This is a genomic window from Actinomyces urogenitalis, assembly GCF_002861525.1.
Lineage (GTDB): Bacteria > Actinomycetota > Actinomycetes > Actinomycetales > Actinomycetaceae > Actinomyces > Actinomyces urogenitalis.
The window spans coordinates 291,529-310,427 of record NZ_PKHA01000002.1 but is presented as its reverse complement, the minus strand read 5'-3'; the positions used below and the strand labels follow the sequence as shown (position 1 = coordinate 310,427).

The window sequence follows — 18,899 nt, the reverse complement described above, 5'->3', positions numbered from 1 at the left end:
AACGAACTAGGGAGGTTCTTATGTCCGATGCTCGCCACCCCGTTGCCGCCGCAGTGGCGTCGGCACAGCCGACTGTCGCGGCTTCTCCTGTGGCCACCATGACACCGCTGCTTGACGTCGCGCACCGCACCGACTTGGCGACTCGTGCGCAGCGGCCAGAGGCGGACCGCCTCGCGCAGGCCACGCGCATGGGCGCGGTGGAGCTGCGGACCGCTAACCGCCGTGCGCTGGAGGACTTCTACGTGCGTGGCGTGGGGCTGAGCCCGCTGGCCACTAAACCGGGGCGCACGGTGCTCGGGCTCGGTGAGCGCGTCGTCGTCGTGCTCGTGGACGCTCCCCATCTGCGGCCGGCGGCGCCGGGCAGCGCTGGACTGTTCCACACCGCCATCGTCTTTGACTCCCCGCGTGAGCTCGCCCGGTCCCTGACCCGCATGTGGGTGCGTCACCCGGAGGCTTTTGAGGGGCCCGGGGACCACCTCGTCTCCCAGGCCTTCTACTTCCACGACCCCGAGGGCAACGGCGTTGAGCTGTACTACGACCGGCCGCGCTCAACCTGGCAGTGGGGGTCCCAGGGAGTGACCATGGGGACCTCGTACATCGACCCCAACGAGTTCCTCCTGACTCACCTGGGCGTGTCCGGGACCCAGCGGGAGCTGGATGCTGCCCACGCGATCACGGCTGCTCCGCGCGACCGCGAGGTCAGCGCGGACGATGCCCTGGCCGTGGCCGGGCAGGTGGGGCACGTGCACCTCCAGGTCGGTGACGTGGAGACCGCGCGCCGCTTCTACGTCGACGTCCTCGGCTTCGACGTCACCAGTGACATGGGCAGCGCCCTCTTCGTCGCCGCCGGCGGCTACCACCACCACATGGCGATGAACGTGTGGGGGACCAAGGGGGCGGGGCTGCGTGCCCCGGCGCTGGGCCTCGGCGTCGTCGACATCCTCCTGCCTCAGGCAAGCGACCTCACGGACACACGCGAGAGGCTGGCCTCCCGTGGCGTGAAGGTTCGTCAGGACGCGGGTGCTGACCGCCTGCTCGTCGGCGACCCCTGGGGCAACGAGCTGCGGCTGCAGGTGGGGTGAGGGCGGCCCTCAGCCGCGTGCCGGTCCGTGGTCACGGGCCGTGACATAGCGGTCGATCTCCTCGCCATCGAAGCCGAAGACCGTGACGGCCGGGACCCGCGCCCCGCCGTCGAGCTCGGAGGCGAGGAGGCTGAGGACTGCCCGCTCATGAGGTGGGACCTTCTCAGGCAGGGACTCCAGGGGCCACCAAGACAGTCCGGCGTTCTTCTCGCTCTCACGTACCTGGGGCTGGCCGGACCAGCGCTGTAGGGTGAAGAAGAAGTCCACCCGCTGCTCCAGCGCTGCCCCGGCGACGTCATTGGAGCGGTGCATCGCGGTCAGCGGCCGTAGTTCGGCAGGGTTGACCGTGATACCGATCTCCTCGGCCGCCTCACGTACCGCCGTGGACAGCACGCTCTCTGCGGCCTCGACGTGCCCGGCCACCCCGCAGGCCCAGTAGCCGTCCATGTAGCCGGTATTGCGGCGCAGCTGGAGAAGGACCTCGGGCTGGCCGTGCTCGCCGGTGCGAAGCAGGAAGACGTAGGCGGCGGGGACCAGGGTGAAGGTGTGGATGGCCATGGCGTCACGGTACGCGCCACGGGGTCTCGGCACGGGGTGCCGAGGATCGCCAGCCCTAGAGGCAGGCTCGGACGAGGGCGAGGATCTCGCCAGTGCGTTCACTCTGGTCGGTAGGCAGGGTGACGACGGCGGGCCAGGGGCGAGGATCGAGCCTGCCCTCCGGCCGGTCCCAGGTCACCGGACCCCACAGTGCCGCCTCGGACAGGGCGGTGCGTAGCCGGTCGACGGCGTCGGCCTGCCCACGCAGGGCCACGCATCCGGCGCTCGGTGAGGGCAGGAGCTGAAGGTGGTCGGGACGTGCCTGAAGGAGCTGGGCCAAAGCATGGCGCAGAGTGGCGCTGCAGCCACGCCGCTCGACATATGAGCCTGCGCCGGCCAGGACTCGGCGCGTCAGCGCGCTCGCGGCGCGGGGCTCCATGGCGCGCTCGATGGCCTCCTCGTGGGCCTCGGCCAGGCGGCAGACCTCCAGGCGCCCCTGTTGAGCCTGTGGTGACAGGTGCGCCGAGGCTCCGGTATCGAGGACGGTGCGGGACGCCAGTGTTCTGGCGAGTCTTGTCTGGGCTGAGAACAGCTGCTGGCCCAAGGACGCGATCGTGACGTCGGCGCCGCGGCCAGTGGCAGTGCGGGCCAGCTGGTGCAGGCCAGCGTTCGCAGGGCCGTCGCACCATGCCAGGACTGCGCCGTCGGGAACGGGCAGGAGCTTGCGGGTGCTCGCCAGCGCCACCTGCCACGGGCCGGCAGGCAGGGCTGGGGAGGTGGCGAGCAGCTCAGGGCGTTCCAGGAGCGAGTGGGTGGCGTCGAGGATGACGGGGCTGCCCGCGCGGCGTGCCTGACGCAGGAGACGGGTGAGGGAGGGGCTGGCCTGTGCGCCGTAGGTCTCGCAGTGGAGGACCGCGGCCCCAGGTTCCTGGTCCAATGCGTGGGCGAGCTCGGTGGGGTCGAGCAGGAGGTCGTCCCCGACCTCGACCAGGCGCAGGTGCATCCCCTCCAGCTCAAAGGGGGTCAGCATCGTCTCGCAGCTGTAGCGCGGGGCCAGCACGGTATGGACGCCGGCGTCGCGCAGGGCGCAGGCGACCAGGCTCAGCGCCTGCTTGCCGTTGCCGAGCAGGGCTCCGGTTTCGACGGAGTTGTGGCCGCTGGCTTGAGGCTTGGTCGATGCCTGGTGAGGCGGGAGGGGCGGCTCCTGGGCAGGGGCTGGGCCCGGGTGCGGGCCCTGCGGGCAGGAACGGGCGACCTCGGGCACGGCAGCCACCGTACGCCGTCGGATCAAGGGGGAGGGGCTGCGGTGGCGACCTAGCGGCCGACCACGCATGCCGCGACCGACCGTGCAGAGTGCGACTGACCATCTGACGGCCGGCCGCGCACGCCACGACCGACCATGCAAAGTGCGACCGACCGCCAGAACCACCCCGGACCACGGGATTTACGCATATTCGGTGGTCGGTGGAGGCATAGGTGGTCGGTGGAGACACTGGTGGTCGGTGGAGGCATAGGTGGTCGGTGGAGGGGAGAGAAATCCTGGGGCCGGCGTGAGTGCGGGTGGATCTGCGGGCCTGGCGGGGCTGAGCGTGGCAGCATGTGGCTGAGCGGACAGTCGCAACAGCGACGTGGAATCGATGCCGAGGCACGGAGGCGGCTATGAGGACCGAGACGACCTACCTGGTGGCGCGTGACGGCAAGCAACTGTTCGTCCGTGCCTGGCTGCCCGAGGGCGTGACCCCCTTTGCCTCGTCGACCGGCCAGGCCGGGGCGTCCCCGGCCGCCACCGACCAGCCGCGTGCGGTGATTCAGCTGGCTCACGGCATGGCCGAGCACTCGGCCCGGTACGAGCGCTTCGCGACCCAGGCCACGCAGGCCGGCTATGTGATCGTTGCCGATGACCACCGTGGGCACGGTGGCACGATCGCCTCGGCCGATGAGCGCGGTCATACGCACGACGTCGAGGGATGGGAGCTCGTCCTGAGCGACCTCAGCGTGGTGCGCGAGGCGATTGACGCCGCCTGGCCCGAGGCTCCGGTTGTTCTCTTCGGCCACTCCTGGGGCTCGATGCTCGTGCGCGGCTGGGTTGCCTCTCAGGGTGAGCGATCCCGGCTCGCGGGCCTGATCGCCATGGGCACGATGGCTAGCCCCGGGCTGCTTGGCCCGATCGGGATGCGCCTGGCGCAGGCCGAGGTGCGCCTGTCCGGGCCGCGTCACCCCTCAGCCCTGCTGGAGAAGCAGGCCTTCGCGGCGAACAACAAGCCCTTTGCCCCGGTGAGGACCGACTATGACTGGCTCAGCCGGGATGAGGTGGAGGTTGACCGCTATATCGCTGACCCGCTGAGCGGCCAGCGCTGCACCGCCGCCTTCTACCGGGACCTGACCCACGGTGCGATGGAGGTCAACCGTCCCCAGGCCTTCGCGGCTGTTCCCAAGGACCTGCCGGTGCTTGTCATCTCAGGTGACCAGGATCCCGTCGGTGGCATGGGGCGGGGCGTGCGCCAGGTGGCTACCGATCTGCGGCGTGCGGGTGTGCGAGACGTGACCCTGCGCTTGTACCCCGGGGCGCGCCATGAGCTGCTCAACGAGGTCAACCGCGAGGAGGTCACGGCGGACCTCATGCGCTGGATCGGCCAGTGGGTATGAGGCGACGGCGTTGAGAAGCGGTCGCAGGGAAGCGTGGCGAGGATCGGCCGAAAAGGTGAGATTTGTGTGATCCCACAAGGATGGCTCTGCTTGCTCGGTCTGTTCCTGCGGAACGACCACGCATCGGCTCCCTTACGGTTATGTCATGACGACGAACCAGTCTTCCTTACAGTCACTGACGGCAGCTTCTGACCAGGCGCGGTCCCGCAGCTGGGTGCGTACGGCCCTGGTGGAGGCCGGGCTGGTCCTGGCTGGCACCGCAGCCATTGCCCTCATCGGCCAGGTCTCCTTGCCGCTGCCCTTCACTCCGGTGCCGGTGACGCTGGGCACCCTGGCGGTCATGGGGGTTGGCGGCGTGCTCGGCGCGCGTCGAGGACTGGCCTCGGTCGCCGTCTTCGCGCTGGCCGCCTGCCTCGGTGTGCCGGTGCTGGCTGGCTGGGGCAGCGGCGTGACCGCCTCCTTCGGTTACGTCTTGGGCTACGCACTGGCCGTCGTCGTCGCTGGGAAGGCGGCGCGTGCGGGCCTCGGCCAGGGCGCGGGGGCCGGCTTGTCCTGCCGGGCGGGTGTGCTCGGCCGGCGTATCGCCCTCCTGCTCGTGGCCTCGGCGCTGGTCTACGTGCCCGGCGTGATCTGGCTCAAGGCGGCCACCGGCGCCGCCTGGGGTGCGGCCTTCTCGATGGGAGTGACGCCCTTCGTCCTGGGGGACGTGCTCAAGTCCGTCGTGGCGGGGCTGCTTCCTCTTCGTCGCGCCTGACAGTGGCCCGCCCCACTGGTCAGATCGTGAGATTTATTGTCCGCATCGCGGAACCACGTGTGAGGGTAGAGCCATGACCTCCCCAGTCGAACCCGTAACCTCATCTCAGCCCGCTCCTGCTGCCGCACGCAGTAGCGCCAGTAACGAGGACCGCTCGGCGCGCCGCGCCGTCACCGTCTTTCCGCTGCTGGTCCTGGCCTCTTTCGCGGTGGCGATGCTGGCGCCGGACACCTTCAAGCCGTTGGCGCAGGGCACCAACATCGCCCTCGGCGTCATCATGTTCGGCATGGGCCTGACCCTCACGCTGCCGGACTTCGCGCTCGTGGCCAAGCGTTCTCTGCCGGTGCTCATCGGCGTGGTCGCCCAGTACGTCATCATGCCGGGCCTGGCGGTCGCCCTGACCTGGGCCTTCCAGCTGCCTGAGGCGGTGGCCGTTGGCGTCATCCTCGTGGGCTGTGCCCCGGGCGGGACCTCCTCCAACGTCATCTCCTACCTCTCGCGTGCCGACGTCGCGCTGTCGGTGACGATGACCTCGATCTCCACGCTCATCGCGCCGATCATGACCCCGATCCTCACCCAGTGGCTGGCTGGGGAGTACATGCCGGTCGACGCCGGAGCGATGGCCCTGTCCATCGTCAAGATGGTGCTCGTTCCCGTCATCGGCGGCCTGGTGGTGCGCAGCCTCTTCGGCTCTCTCGTGGCCAAGATCCTGCCGGTGCTTCCGTGGGTCTCCGTGCTCGGCATCTGCTACGTGGTCATGGCCGTGGTGTCCAACTCGGCCTCCAAGATCGCCTCGGCCGGTCTGATTGTCCTGGGGGTCGTGGTGTGCCACAACCTGCTTGGCTACCTGCTGGGCTACTTCGCCGGCCGTCTGGGCGGCGGCAAGGAGCGCACCGCGCGCACTACCTCGATCGAGGTCGGGATGCAGAACTCCGGGCTTGCCGCCACTCTGGCTGCGGCCCACTTCGCCTCGACCCCGGAGACCGCCCTGCCTGGTGCGGTGTTCTCGGTGTGGCACAACCTGTCTGGTGCCGTGCTGGCGCTGTACTACCGCCACCGTGACAAGAACCCGGCCACTCGCGCCGTCGTCGAGCACTGAGGCGCCGGAGCTGACCTCACTGCGGAAGGGGTCGTAGGTCCCGTGATCGGGCCTGCGGCCCCTTCATGGTCCCCGCTGAGGGCGCCATGTGTGAGTCGTAGGAGAGCGGTCCCAGGCCGAAACCGCCTCGGCGCACCTAGGCTGACGCCATGCCTGACACAGTGTCTTCTCCCGTGCTGTCGGTGCTGGACCTCGTCCCTGTTTCCGCAGGTCGCACCCGACGTGACGCCCTGCAGGAGATGATCGCCCTGGCTCGTACCGCTGAGGACCACGGTTACCACCGGTACTGGCTGGCGGAGCACCACGGCTCCATCACCTTCCTGGCCTCGGCCACCACCGTCCTCATGGGCCAGGTACTGGCCTCGACCACGCGGATCAAGGTCGGTTCTGGGGGCGTCATGCTGCCCAATCACGCCCCTCTCGTCGTGGCCGAGCAGATCGGGACCCTGGCGACCCTCTACCCCGGCCGGGTCGCCCTGGGCCTGGGCCGTGCCCCGGGTACGGACCCGCTGACCGCCACCGCCCTGCGCCGCCGTGCGGCCGACCCGCGCAGCTTCGCCGAGGAGGTGCTGGAGACCCTGTCCTACCTCGGGCCGGCCCAGGACGTCGCGGTGGTGCCCGGGTCGCTTGCCAACTTCGTCCCGCAGGCCCAGCCCGCTTCGCAGGCGACGGCGCCCAGCCAGCAGGATGAGGGCTCGCGTCCGGCGCATGTGCGCGCGATCCCCGGCGAGGGGGTTGAGGTGGAGCCGTGGATCCTCGGGTCCTCGGTCAATGGGGCCCGTGTGGCCGGCACGCTGGGGTTGCCCTTCGCCGTCGCCTCCCACTTCGCTCCGGCTCAGGCTGAGCCGGCCGTCGTGACCTATCGCTCCGTCTTCGACGCCGAGGCCCCGACCTCGCACATGGCGGCACCTCGCGCCGGGGCATCGGTCAACGTCATGGTGGCTCCCACCCACGCCGAGGCGGAGGACCTGTTCACCACGGCGATGGCTGCCTCCGCCCGCATCATCGGGGGGTGCCCGGCGCCGCTGGACCCGCCGAGCATGGACCACCAGGCCTGGCAGGAGCTGGCCAGCGGCCGCGAGGCGGCGGTGGAGCAGGCGATGGGGCTGTCCTACGTTGGCACGCCCGAGGAAGTGGTGGACGGCCTGCGCGACCTGGCTAACCGCTGGGGCCTGGAGGAGATCTTCGTGGTCACCTACGCCCATGACGCGGCGGCGAGGCGACGCTCCTACGAGCTGCTGGGACAGGCCTGGCAGGCCTCGGCTCCTCGCTCGTAGGCGGCGGGTGTCGTGCCGTCTCACTGTGTGGCGGTCAGGTGCCGCGCGATTGGCGCCACATATGAGTGAAGTTCGCGGTCATGATGACGCCGTGCCCACATAGAGTGGGCTGCGCCACGCCGTTCATGCACAACAGGTTTCAAGTTCCGGGTATCGTGTGACGGTCCGACCTGTTAGATCTCACATCGTGGGACCTGTGCAGGAGCGGAGATGTCCGTAACCGGACGGGGCCCACCCAGACGTGGCGGAAGCCGTTCGGTCCTCCGGAAGAGAAGACCACATGCTCCCCTACCTTGCGCGCAGAATCGCGAACTACGCACTCCTGCTGTTCCTCGCGACCTCGCTGGCCTACATCCTGGCCTCCGCGTCACTGGACCCGATCAACAACTGGAACCGCGAGGACCCCACCCTCAACTGGGACGCCATCCGGGCCAACCTGATCGAGTACAACATCAGCTCTGAGATCCCGGTGTGGGACAGGTACGTCACCTGGCTCCACTCGATCGTCACCTCCTGGGACTGGGGAGTGACTCCCAAGGGTGAGTCGGTCAACGGCCTGATCAGTACCAAGATCGGCGCCTCGATCCGACTGGTCTTCGCCGGTGCGGCCATTGGTATGACCGGTGGCGTGGCGCTGGGCGCCTGGACGGCCACCCGCCAGTACAAGTTCTCTGACCGTGCGGTCTCGCTGTTCGCGATGATCATCATCTCGACCCCGGCTATGGTCATCGCCATCCTCCTGCAGGTGCTCGCGGTGCAGATCAACCGCTCCACCGGCTACCAGATCTTCGAGTTCACCGGTGAGGGAAGCGGATTCGCCGGGCGTTTGCAGCACCTGGTGCTGCCGACCTTGTCGATGTCCCTGGGAGGACTGGCCTCCTACTCGCGCTACCAGCGCAACCTCATGCTGGACACGCTGGGCGCTGACTACGTGCGCACCGCTCGTGCCAAGGGCCTGATCAAGCGCAAGGCCGTGACCCGTCACGCGCTGCGCACCGCGCTGATCCCGATGGCCACCTACTTCGCGTTCGCCCTGGCCGGGCTGTTCACTGGGGCCGCGATCACCGAGCGCGTCTACGGCTGGCACGGTATGGGTGAGTACTCGGTTAACTCCATCGCCGGCTACGACATCAACGGAGCTGTCGCGGTCGTCGCCTTCTCCGGCCTGTGCACCCTGACCGGTGCGTTGCTGTCGGATGTCTTCGTCGCAGTCGTCGACCCCCGAGTGAGGGTGAGCTGAACATGGCAAGCAACCACAACGGCATGGACTCCATCGGCAAGCAGATGACCGTCGGTGGGCACTCGCCCATGGACCAGCCTGCGGACATGCCGGTCAGCGAGTCTGAGGCTGGTGACCTGCGTGAGACCAACCCGGCGGAGTCCAAGCGCCTGACGCGCGGTCAGATCACGCTGCGCCGCTTCCTGCGCAACAAGTCGGCAGTGGCTGGTGCCATCGGCTTCATCCTGGTGGCGCTGTTCGCGATCTTCGGCAGCTACATCGGCAAGTGGGCCTACACGGACGTCGACACCTCCGCATTCCTCTCCCCGCCGAGCTCGGAGCACTGGTTCGGCACCACCCAGGGTGGCCGTGACGTCTTCGCCATGGTGGTGGAGGGCACGCGCAAGTCGATGATGATCGGTGTGTGCGTGGCGCTGCTCCAGACCTCGATCGCCGCGCTCATCGGCTCCTCGGCTGCCTACTTCGGCGGTTGGTGGGAGAAGGTCGCACTGTGGTTCACCGACCTGCTGCTGGTCGTGCCCTCCTTCCTCATCATCGCCATCCTGTCCCAGCGTGCCGGAGCCGCGAAGGGCTCCATCGCCCTGTTCATCATCCTGCTGGCTGGCTTCGGCTGGATGCTGACCGCCCGCGTGGTCCGCTCCCTGACGCTGAGCGTGAAGGACCTGGACTACGTCAACGCCGCGCGCTTCATGAACGTTCCCAGCTCGCGGATCATCCTGCGCCATATCATCCCGAACATCGCCTCGCTGCTCATCGTGGACGCCACCGTCAACGTCGCCTACGCGGTCATCAGCGAGACGACGCTGTCCTACTTCGGCTTCGGGGTCCAGGCTCCCAACACCTCGCTGGGCACGCTGATCGCCGAGGGACAGCGCTCGGCCACGACCTATCCCTGGATCTTCCTGGCGCCGGCTGCCGTCCTGGTCATCATGCTCGTGTGCGTGAACTTCATGGGTGACGGCCTGCGCGACGCTATCGATCCCTCGTCTAAGTCCGGAGGCAAGGCATGAGCCGCTCCAGCAAGAACGCCCCCGTCTTCGAGTCCGACGCCCTGCCTGACCCGGCCTCGCCGGCTCCGCTCCTGGAGGTCACCGACCTCCACGTGTCCTTCCCCTCCGAGGACGGCCGCGTCAACGCGGTGCGTGGGGTCAATCTCTCCGTCGCACGTGGTGAGGTGCTGGCGCTCGTGGGTGAGTCCGGGTCCGGCAAGTCCGTCACCTCGACCGCCGTCATGGGACTGCTGGATGAGTCCGCGCAGATCTCCGGCTCGGTCAAGCTGCACGGCACCGAGCTGCTGGGGCGCGACGACGCCTACATGTCCAAGATCCGCGGCACGCAGGTCTCGATGGTCTTCCAGGACCCGTTGTCCGCGCTGACACCGGTCTACACCGTGGGCAACCAGATCGTTGAGGCCCTCAAGGTCCACAACCCGGGCCTGTCCGAGGCTGACGCCCAGGCTCGCGCCGTCGAGCTGCTCGACCTGGTGGGTATCCCCAACGCCGACGTACGCGCCAAGGCCTACCCGCACGAGTTCTCCGGTGGTATGCGCCAGCGCGCGGTCATCGCCATCGCCATCGCCAACAACCCGGACCTCATCATCGCCGACGAGCCGACCACGGCCCTGGACGTGACGATCCAGGCGCAGATCCTTGACGTGCTGCGCACCGCCCAGAAGGAGACCGGCGCCGGTGTCATCATGATCACCCACGACCTGGGCGTCGTGGCCGGGATGGCCGACCGCGTCTCGGTCATGTATGCCGGACGGATCGTCGAGACCGGCGACGTCGATGACATCTTCTACCGCTCACGCATGCCCTACACCATCGGGCTGCTGGGCTCGCTGCCTCGGCTGGACGCCAAGAAGGACTCCGCCCTGGCGACCCTGGAGGGCAACCCGCCCTCTCTGCTGGAGCTACCGACCGGGTGCCCCTTCGCTCCGCGCTGCCCCATGGTGGCCCCGGAGTGCCGCGAGGGCGAGCCGGACCTGGCGCTGGTGCGGCAGGGATCCACGGACGCCTCCGGGGACCAGGCTGCTGGCCCGCAGTACTCCGCATGCCGGCGGTTCCCGGTCATCGAGGAGAAGAGCCTCGACTACACCGACATCTACCCGGTGCCTTCTCTCAAGACACCTGACTCCCTCAACCTCCCGCACGCCGAGCGCACCGAGGTGCTGCGGGTGACCGACATGGTCAAGGAATTCCCTCTCATGAAGGGTGCGGTCTTCAAGCGGCGCGTGGGCACGGTCCACGCCGTCGACGGCGTCTCCTTCGACATCCGCGAGGGTGAGACCCTGGCGATCGTGGGTGAGTCCGGCTGCGGCAAGACGACGACGCTGATGGAGGTCCTGGGTCTCCAGGCTCCCCAGTCCGGCAAGATCGTCGTGCTGGGCAAGGACACCGGTGAGCTGAGCCGTTCCCAGCGCAAGGAGGTGCGCCAGGACCTGCAGATCGTCTTCCAGGACCCGATGGCCTCGCTTGACCCGCGTCTGCCGATCTTCGACATCCTGGCCGAGCCCTTGCGCGCCAACGGGTGGAAGAAGGAGGACATCGCCCCGCGCGTTGAGGAGCTCATGGGCCTGGTGGGCCTGGAGCCCAGCCACGCCAACCGCTACCCGCGTAACTTCTCCGGTGGTCAGCGCCAGCGCATCGGTATTGCCCGCGCGCTCGCTCTCCAGCCCAAGCTGCTCGTCCTGGACGAGCCGGTCTCGGCGCTGGACGTGTCCATCCAGGCTGGTGTCATCAACCTGCTGGACGAGCTGCGTGCGACGATGGGGTTGAGCTACCTCTTTGTCGCTCACGACCTGTCTGTGGTGCGTCACATCGCTGACCGCGTGGCCGTGATGTACCTGGGCAAGATCGTCGAGGTCGGTGACGTGGACGCGATCTTCGACGCTCCTGCTCACCCCTACACCCAGGCTCTGCTCTCGGCGATCCCGATCCCGGACCCTGCGAAGGAGCGCACGCGCAGCCGGATCCTGCTTCAGGGTGACATGCCCAGCCCGGCCAACCCTCCCAGTGGCTGCCGCTTCCGCACGCGCTGCCCCAAGTTCGCCAGCGTTCTCAGTGAGGACCAGCGTCTGGCCTGTCTGGGGGAGATGCCGGGATTCGCTCCCCAGGGACAGGATCACGAGGTCGCCTGCTACTACCCGGAGCAGACGGCGGTGTTCTGACCCCGGGGTGCCGAGCGTTCCGACGCTCGTGTCTCATCATCTAAGACAAGTGAGAGTCTATGCGTCTCAATGTATAGACTCTCACTTGTTCGGGCTCTGTACGAACGCTCCCTGGTGCGTCGAGCATGTTTCGGGTTGGTGACGATTCTGCAAACGTCTGTTGCATGGCGGGAAACATTCGTATGGTTTGCTTCATTGTGATGGCGGGTGCGCCTCACGGTTACCTGCCTTCCCACCCGTCCTTTGAAACGGAGATCCCCATGATGATGATCAACCGCCGCCTCTTCCTCGGTGGCACCGCCTCCGTGGCAGCCATGGCGGCCCTCGCGGCCTGCGCCAAGTCCAGTGACTCGGGCTCTGGCTCCGGCTCGGCCTCCGAGGGCGCCCAGGAAGCTACCAAGGCCATGAACATTCAGGAGCGCTCCGCCCTGAAGGAGGGTGGTGAGCTGAAGCTCTCCCTGACGGCCACGATCGCTAACTGGAACCAGGCCACGGTCGACGGCAACGGTGTGGACACCCGTAACATCATGGACTTCGTCAGCCCCTTCGTCCTGGACTGGGCGGACGACGGCTCCCCGACCCCGAACCCCGACTTCCTCACCAAGCTCGAGGGCACCGAGGAGAACGGCAAGACCGTCGTCACCATGGCTGTCAACGAGAAGGCGGTTTGGGGCAACGGTCGCAGCTGGGACTCGGAGGACATCAAGGAGTCCCTGTCCCACGGCCTGGACGAGGAGTACCTGTGGGCCTCCACTGACGGTTACGACCAGATCGAGAGCGTCGAGATCGTCGACAACCTCACCGCCAAGATCACCTTCAAGTCCGTCTTCCCGGACTGGAGCAACGTCGCCTCCGGAGTCTCCCCCAAGGAGCTCATGTCCACCGCTGACGCCTTCAACAACGCGATGGCGGGTGAGGACAACTTCAACAACGACTACTTCGCTGGCCCCTTCAAGATCGAGAGCTTCGACAAGTCCCAGCAGGTCGTCACCCTGGTCCCCAATGACAAGTGGTGGGGCGAGAAGCCGCTGCTGGAGAAGGTCACCTTCCGTGTCCTGGACGCTGCGGCTCAGGCCACCGCCTTCGCCAACAAGACGCTGGACGTCATCGACTACATCATCTCTGCTGACGTCTACCAGCAGTGCATCGGTCGCGAGGACGCCGAGGTCCGCCAGAACTACGGTCTGCAGTGGCGTCACTTCACCCTCAACGGCTCTACCGGCGTCCTGGCCGATAAGGCCGTGCGTCAGGCCCTGCTGCGCGCCTGCAACCGCCAGGCCATCGCCGAGTCCGACCTCGCCGGCCTGCCGGTGGACACCTCCAAGGTGCTGCTGGGCAACCGCTTCTTCATGCCTAACCAGGCGGGCTACCAGGACAACTCTGGCGACTGGAGCTACGACGTCGAGGCCGCCAAGAAGCTGCTCGACGACGCTGGCTGGGTCGAGGGCAGCGACGGTATCCGTGAGAAGGACGGCCAGCGCCTGTCCGTCTCCTTCACCCTGCCTGCTGGCACCCCGACCACGGAGAACGAGGCCACGCTGCTGCAGTCCCAGGTCAAGGAGATCGGCATGGAGATCAAGCTGAACTCCGTGGACTCCAACGGCTACTTCAAGGACTACATCAACACCGGTAACTTTGAGCTCACCGCCTTCACCTGGCAGGGCACCCAGTACCCGATGGCCAACATCGGCCAGATCTACGGCACCGGCTCGAACCAGAACTACTCCGGTATCTCGGTCCCCGAGATCGACGAGTACATCCAGAAGGTCGCCACCACGGCCGACCAGGAGGAGCGCTACAAGCTCACCAACGAGTGCGACGCCCTCATCTGGGAGAACGTCATGAACTTCCCGATCTACGAGCGCATGGAGCTGACCGCCGTGCCGAAGAACCTCGCGAACTTCGGTGCCAAGGGCCTGGCCTCCTACCGTGCCGAGAACATCGGTTACATGAAGGACTGAGCTCGGCATGACTGCCTGAGTCGCTGACTGTGGCCCCGCACCCACCGGTGCGGGGCCACACTCGTGCTGGGAGCGGGTGGTAGGTCGCGCCGTCGGCCCGCTCAAGGCAGGATGGGCGGGTGCCTACCGTCATCATCCGTTCCCTGCTTGGTCGCGTCGGCTCGGTCGTGCTCGCGCTGGGAGCCGCTGCCGTCCTCGGCATGGTCCTGCGCTCCGACGGCGTGGCCGGTCTGGTCCCGGTGCTCGGCTGGGGCGGCCTGGCCGGTGTCGCGGTCTGGGCGCTGTGGTGGGCGCCGGCGATCACGCTCAGCGACGAGCACCTGCGGGTGCGCAACGCCTGGAGGACCCACGTGGTCCCCTGGACGCAGGTCGCCCACTGCTCGACCCGCTGGTCCCTGGTCATCATGCTGCGTGACGGAAGCGCTGTGACGGCAGCGGCGGCCCAGAGAGCGGGCGGCCTGGCGACCTCCTGGCGACGCCGGCAGGAGCTGCGCGAGCGTGAGATGCACACTGGCCGCGGGGTGGGTGGCAGCGCCGTCGCCGAGGCTCTGACGCACCGAGGGGTACGCGAGGAGTACCTGAGCCCCGGCGAGGGAGTCTTCCGCACGAGCCTGGACGCCGACGGCGCAGGGGACCTGATCGAGGCCTACGCGGACCGGCGCGCCGTTCACGAGCGGGTCCGCTCCCATGAACGACGCCGTCAGGAGCGCCTGGCGCGCTCATCGGGGCGCGGACCGGCCGAGCGTGCCGACGGCGAGGCGGGGCGCGGATCCAGCGAGCAGACGGGCTCGCCCGCGGGCTCGGGCGGCCAGGGCCTGGTCAGCGTGGTGAACTGGGCGCCTGTGGCGGTCCTTGCCGTCTGCCTGGCACTCATCGTGGTCTCCTTCCTGTAGCGGGAGCCGCGGGCGCTCGGCGTGAGGGGGCGCACAGCCTGCGTGTCATCCCCGTCATGGCACACACCGCCGGGTCTTACCTACCCTTGGTCTGCTGTGCGCCCGGCGACGACGGACCCCTCCGCCGTCGTTCTACCTGGTGGGCGCGCCTCCCGGACGGAAGAAGAGCCCGCTTATGACCGTGCGCCAGGACCTGCGCAACGTCGCCATCGTCGCCCACGTCGACCACGGCAAGACCACCCTCGTCGACGCGATGCTGTGGGAGGCGGGCGCCTTCGGCGCCCGCGCCACCGCTGAGAACACCGGTGAGCGCGTCATGGACTCTGGCGAGCTGGAGCGCGAGAAGGGCATCACCATCCTCGCCAAGAACACCGCGGTCCACTACGCGGGTCCTGCTGCGGCTGAGGCCGGCGTCCCCGAGGGCATCGTCATCAACGTCATCGACACCCCTGGCCACGCCGACTTCGGCGGTGAGGTGGAGCGCGGGCTGTCCATGGTCGATGGCGTCGTCCTCCTCGTGGACGCCTCCGAGGGGCCGCTGCCCCAGACCCGCTTCGTCCTGCGCAAGGCGCTGGCTGCCAACCTGCCCGTCATCATCGTGGTCAACAAGGTGGACCGGCCTGACTCGCGTATCAGCGAGGTCGTCTCCGAGACCACGGACCTGCTGCTGGCGCTGGCCTCCGACCTGGCGGACGAGCACCCTGACATCGACCTGGACGCCGTCCTCGACGTCCCGGTCATCTACGCCTCGGCCAAGGCGCGGCGCGCGGACACGGTCCAGCCCGCCGACGGCGAGCTGCCGGCCAACGAGAACCTCGAGCCACTCTTCCGCACGATCATCAACCGCATCCCCGGCCCCTCCTACGACGAGGACGCCCCCCTGCAGGCGCACGTGACCAACCTCGACGCCTCGCCCTTCCTCGGCCGTCTGGCCCTGCTGCGCATCCACAACGGCACCCTGCGCAAGGGGCAGAACGTCGGCTGGGCCCGCCACGACGGCACGATCCGCTCCGCCCACGTCTCCGAGCTGCTGGTGACCGAGGGCCTGGAGCGCAAGCCTGCCACCGAGGCCCACGCCGGTGACATCGTCGCGATCGCCGGCATCGAGGACATCACGATCGGTGAGTCCCTCGTGGACCCCGAGGACCCGCGTCCGCTGCCGCTGATCAAGGTCGACGACCCGGCGATCTCCATGACCATCGGCATCAACACCTCGCCGATGGCCGGACGCACCAAGGGCGCCAAGGTCACCGCCCGCCAGGTCAAGGACCGCCTGGACCGCGAGCTCATCGGCAACGTGTCCCTGCGCGTCCTGCCCACCGACCGCCCCGACGCCTGGGAGGTCCAGGGCCGCGGCGAGCTGGCGCTGGCCATCCTGGTCGAGCAGATGCGTCGCGAGGGCTTCGAGCTGACGGTGGGCAAACCCAAGGTCGTCACCAAGACCATCGACGGCGTCAAGTGCGAGCCGGTTGAGCGCATGACGATCGACGTGCCCGAGGAGTACCTGGGCGCGGTCACCCAGCTCATGGCGGCCCGCAAGGGGCGTATGGAGACCATGACCAACCACGGCACGGGATGGATCCGCATGGAGTTCCTCATCCCGGCCCGCGGCACGATCGGTCTGCGCACCCAGTTCCTCACCGAGACCCGCGGCACCGGTATCGCCTCCTCCATCGCCGAGGGTTACGAGCCCTGGGCCGGTCAGATCGTCTCGCGCACCACCGGCTCCCTGGTCTCTGACCGCGCCGGCGCCGTCACGGCCTACGCCCTCATCCGGTTGCAGGACCGCGGCACCTTCTTCGTTGACCCCACCCAGGAGACCTACGAGGGCCAGGTGGTGGGTGAGAACCCCCGCAACGAGGACATGGACGTCAACGTCGTGCGTGAGAAGCAGCAGACCAACATGCGCTCCTCGACGGCTGACTCCTTCGAGGGACTCGTGCCCCCGCGTCATCTCACCCTGGAGGAGGCGCTGGAGTTCGCCGCCGAGGACGAGTGCGTGGAGGTCACGCCCGAGGCCGTGCGCATCCGTAAGGTGATCCTGGACTCCCAGGAGCGCTTCAAGGAGGCTGCGCGCCGCCGTCGTGGCCAGGCCTGATCCCTGCCCTCTCCCTCCCCGGCTGCTGCCGGATCTCACGCCCAGGAGAACCTGTATGAGCGACGCCAAGCCGCCTGCGGCGGCTCCTGACAGCCCGGACGCCCCGGCCGAGGTCGCTACCCCGGCCCAGGCGTCGAGCCTGGCTGAGGCTGCGAGCCTGGCCCAGGCCGCGACGCCGGCCGAGGCGGCCGAACCCGCTGAGACTGCGCTGGCGAGCGAGGAACCGGCGCGAGCGCAGGAAGCGGAGACGGAGTCTGAGGGCGTCCGCTCCCGGCGCTGGCCTGCGCGGCGCAAGACCCTCGTGGGCGTCGCGGCTGGTGCCGCCCTCGTCCTGCTGTGGGCGGGCACGGCGCTGGCGACCACCCAGCACCTCTTCGGCTCCTCCAGCGTCTCGGGGGTCGCCGTCGGCGGCATGAGCCCCGCGCAGGCGCGCACCGCCATCGCCCACGTCCTGGCGCCGGAGCTGGAGGAGCCCGTCACCGTGACGGCAGGGCAGGCCAGCGACCAGCTGGTCCCGGCCGAGTCCGGCGTGAGCCTGGACGCGCAGGCCTCGGTGCGCCGGCTCACCGGCTTCACCCTCAACCCCCTGACGCTGATCAGCCGTCTGCGTGGCGAGACGGTCGCCGCGGTCGCCCCGGTGGACGCAGCGACCCTGCGCACGGCTCTGGATGCCCATCTGGAGACCCTGTCCTCCGGGACCAAGGACGCGACGGTCTCCTTTGACGGCACCACACCGGTGCTCACCCCGGCCGTGGCCGGCACTGGACTGGACGTCGAGGCCTCCGTGGCTCAGCTGTCCTCCGGCTGGCCGGTGGGGCAGGACAGCGTCGCCCTGGTCAGTGGACAGACCGAGCCTGCGGTCACGGACGCCGAGGCCCAGGCCCTCATCGACGACGTCCTCACGCCGCTGCTGTCTGGTGACCTCACTGTCACGGCGGAGGGGACCGCCGCGCAGTCCGCGGCCTCGGGGCAGCTCACCCTCACGCCTGAGCAGGTCGTGGCGCTGACCTCCGTCACGAGTGCCCAGGGCGAGATCACGGCCTCCCTGGACCCGGACAAGGTCCATGAGGCCGTCCTCGCGGCCATGGGCGCCGGCATCGAGTCCGCGGCCCAGGACTCCTCCTTCACCATCGAGGGCTCGCCGGCCGGGACGCCGAGCTTCGTCGCTGCCACGCCGGGCGCCGCCGTCGACTCCAAGGCCTTGGCCGACTCCCTGCTCCAGGCAGGGACCACAGGCAAGGACGCGACCGCTCGCACCGTGCCCCTGGAGCTGAGCGAGGTGGCTGCCGCGCACGCCGAGTCCGAGGCGGAGCTGGGGGTGGCTCAGGTGGTCGGTGAGTACGCCACGGCCTACTACTACGACCCGGTGCGCACCCAGAACCTCGTGACCGGGACGGCAAAGATCAACGGCACGCTCGTGCGTCCCGGTGAGACCTTCTCCCTGGCGCAGGTGCTCGGCCCCATCGACGCCGAGCACGGCTTCACCTCCTCCGGGGTCCTGTCCGGCGGCGTGCACTCCAACGCCATGGGCGGCGGCCTGTCCCAGGTGACGACGACGACCTTCAACGCCGCTTTTGAGGCCGGCATGGACGACGTCGAGCACCACCCCCACTCGGTGTGGTTCACCCGGTACCCGGCCGGCCGGGAAGCCACCTTGTGGACCGGGCACCTGGACCTGAAGTGGAAGAACTCCACCCCTTACGCCGCTCTGGTCCAGGCCTGGGCCGCTGACGGGCAGGTGCACGTGCGCCTGTGGTCGACCCCGTACTACACGGTGTCCATCACCTCCTCGGACAAGACCAACATCCGGCCGGTCCAGGTGGTTCACTCCACCGCCGCCAGCTGCGTGCCCTACGGCGGTGGGCAGGTGGGCTTCGACATCACCGTCACGCGCTCGCGCCGCGCGCCCGAGGGCGCTTCCCCGGCCGACGACGTCCTGTCGACCTCCTACCAGGCCGACAACGTGCTCGTCTGCCCCTCGCCTGAGCCTGCTGAGCCTGCCGAGGCCGCTGGTGAGGACGGCGGCGGGGGCGAGTGAGCTCTCAGGCCCCGGCCGGGGCGCCTTGGCAGATCGGCGAGCCGCGGCTTGCGAAATACCGGGCCGGTCGCCGGCGCGGGTGCCGTAGCCTCGCCGTCAGGACGC

At 68.7% G+C, this 18,899-nt stretch carries 14 protein-coding genes; 12 read left to right on the top strand and 2 right to left on the bottom strand.

Annotated elements, in window-relative coordinates:
- The first annotated feature begins 98 nt into the window (after positions 1–98).
- The gene (locus CYJ26_RS04035) at positions 99–1,082 is read left to right on the top strand and encodes a VOC family protein (RefSeq protein ID WP_219619531.1); all 984 of its coding nucleotides are present in this window, start codon (positions 99–101) and stop codon (positions 1,080–1,082) included.
- A 9-nt stretch (positions 1,083–1,091) separates the two neighbouring features.
- Here the strand turns inward: CYJ26_RS04035 and CYJ26_RS04030 are convergent, their stop codons facing one another.
- Both CYJ26_RS04030 and CYJ26_RS04025 read right to left on the bottom strand, forming a co-directional pair.
- Complete coding sequence (locus CYJ26_RS04030) at positions 1,092–1,640, bottom strand: NUDIX hydrolase (RefSeq protein ID WP_006548930.1); 549 nt, start codon at positions 1,638–1,640, stop codon at positions 1,092–1,094.
- Positions 1,641–1,695: 55 nt separating this feature from the next.
- Positions 1,696–2,883, bottom strand: coding sequence for a hypothetical protein (locus CYJ26_RS04025; protein ID WP_006548931.1), 1,188 nt, complete (start codon positions 2,881–2,883; stop codon positions 1,696–1,698).
- Between the two features lie 395 nt (positions 2,884–3,278).
- On the opposite strand from CYJ26_RS04025, the gene CYJ26_RS04020 reads away from it, so the two are divergent.
- From CYJ26_RS04020 to CYJ26_RS03970, 11 genes are all read left to right on the top strand, one after another.
- Positions 3,279–4,265, top strand: coding sequence for an alpha/beta fold hydrolase (locus CYJ26_RS04020; RefSeq protein ID WP_101637984.1), 987 nt, complete (start codon positions 3,279–3,281; stop codon positions 4,263–4,265).
- Positions 4,266–4,410: 145 nt separating this feature from the next.
- A complete protein-coding gene (locus tag CYJ26_RS04015; RefSeq protein WP_006548933.1) occupies positions 4,411–5,019 on the top strand; it encodes a biotin transporter BioY in 609 nt (202 codons plus the stop codon).
- A 73-nt stretch (positions 5,020–5,092) separates the two neighbouring features.
- Positions 5,093–6,118 carry a bile acid:sodium symporter family protein gene (locus tag CYJ26_RS04010; RefSeq protein WP_101637983.1) on the top strand — a complete coding sequence of 342 codons (1,026 nt, stop codon included), beginning with the start codon at positions 5,093–5,095 and terminating at the stop codon, positions 6,116–6,118.
- 149 nt (positions 6,119–6,267) lie between these two features.
- Positions 6,268–7,395, top strand: a complete 1,128-nt coding sequence (locus CYJ26_RS04005) for an LLM class flavin-dependent oxidoreductase (RefSeq protein ID WP_101637982.1) — start codon at positions 6,268–6,270, stop codon at positions 7,393–7,395.
- Between the two features lie 280 nt (positions 7,396–7,675).
- The gene (locus CYJ26_RS04000; RefSeq protein WP_006548936.1) at positions 7,676–8,635 is read left to right on the top strand and encodes an ABC transporter permease; all 960 of its coding nucleotides are present in this window, start codon (positions 7,676–7,678) and stop codon (positions 8,633–8,635) included.
- A gap of 86 nt (positions 8,636–8,721) precedes the next feature.
- Entirely contained in the window at positions 8,722–9,645 is a 924-nt protein-coding gene (locus tag CYJ26_RS03995) for an ABC transporter permease (RefSeq protein ID WP_374044893.1), read from the top strand.
- Positions 9,642–11,804: a dipeptide ABC transporter ATP-binding protein gene (locus CYJ26_RS03990; RefSeq protein ID WP_048684108.1), complete on the top strand. Its 2,163-nt coding sequence runs from the start codon at positions 9,642–9,644 to the stop codon at positions 11,802–11,804. Before CYJ26_RS03995 ends, CYJ26_RS03990 begins: the two co-directional genes overlap by 4 nt.
- Positions 11,805–12,064: 260 nt before the next feature.
- On the top strand, positions 12,065–13,765 hold the full coding sequence (locus CYJ26_RS03985; RefSeq protein ID WP_229083509.1) for an ABC transporter family substrate-binding protein: 1,701 nt from the start codon (positions 12,065–12,067) through the stop codon (positions 13,763–13,765).
- A 119-nt stretch (positions 13,766–13,884) separates the two neighbouring features.
- A complete protein-coding gene (locus CYJ26_RS03980; RefSeq protein WP_006548941.1) occupies positions 13,885–14,658 on the top strand; it encodes a PH domain-containing protein in 774 nt (257 codons plus the stop codon).
- 175 nt (positions 14,659–14,833) lie between these two features.
- Positions 14,834–16,756 carry a translational GTPase TypA gene (typA, locus tag CYJ26_RS03975; RefSeq protein WP_006548942.1) on the top strand — a complete coding sequence of 641 codons (1,923 nt, stop codon included), beginning with the start codon at positions 14,834–14,836 and terminating at the stop codon, positions 16,754–16,756.
- 55 nt (positions 16,757–16,811) lie between these two features.
- On the top strand, positions 16,812–18,794 hold the full coding sequence (locus CYJ26_RS03970; protein ID WP_048684102.1) for a VanW family protein: 1,983 nt from the start codon (positions 16,812–16,814) through the stop codon (positions 18,792–18,794).
- Positions 18,795–18,899: the final 105 nt, after the last annotated feature.

Excerpts from the sequence above, each read along its gene's own strand:
- CYJ26_RS04035 (WP_219619531.1), top strand. The coding sequence starts at position 99 with ATGACACCGCTGCTTGACGTCGCGCACCGCACCGACTTGGCGACTCGT.
- CYJ26_RS04030 (WP_006548930.1), bottom strand. The coding sequence starts at position 1,640 with ATGGCCATCCACACCTTCACCCTGGTCCCCGCCGCCTACGTCTTCCTG.
- CYJ26_RS04020 (WP_101637984.1), top strand. The coding sequence starts at position 3,279 with ATGAGGACCGAGACGACCTACCTGGTGGCGCGTGACGGCAAGCAACTG.
- CYJ26_RS04015 (WP_006548933.1), top strand. The coding sequence starts at position 4,411 with ATGACGACGAACCAGTCTTCCTTACAGTCACTGACGGCAGCTTCTGAC.
- CYJ26_RS04010 (WP_101637983.1), top strand. The coding sequence starts at position 5,093 with ATGACCTCCCCAGTCGAACCCGTAACCTCATCTCAGCCCGCTCCTGCT.
- CYJ26_RS04005 (WP_101637982.1), top strand. The coding sequence starts at position 6,268 with ATGCCTGACACAGTGTCTTCTCCCGTGCTGTCGGTGCTGGACCTCGTC.
- CYJ26_RS04000 (WP_006548936.1), top strand. The coding sequence starts at position 7,676 with ATGCTCCCCTACCTTGCGCGCAGAATCGCGAACTACGCACTCCTGCTG.
- CYJ26_RS03995 (WP_374044893.1), top strand. The coding sequence starts at position 8,722 with ATGCCGGTCAGCGAGTCTGAGGCTGGTGACCTGCGTGAGACCAACCCG.
- CYJ26_RS03990 (WP_048684108.1), top strand. The coding sequence starts at position 9,642 with ATGAGCCGCTCCAGCAAGAACGCCCCCGTCTTCGAGTCCGACGCCCTG.
- CYJ26_RS03985 (WP_229083509.1), top strand. The coding sequence starts at position 12,065 with ATGATGATGATCAACCGCCGCCTCTTCCTCGGTGGCACCGCCTCCGTG.
- typA (WP_006548942.1), top strand. The coding sequence starts at position 14,834 with ATGACCGTGCGCCAGGACCTGCGCAACGTCGCCATCGTCGCCCACGTC.
- CYJ26_RS03970 (WP_048684102.1), top strand. The coding sequence starts at position 16,812 with ATGAGCGACGCCAAGCCGCCTGCGGCGGCTCCTGACAGCCCGGACGCC.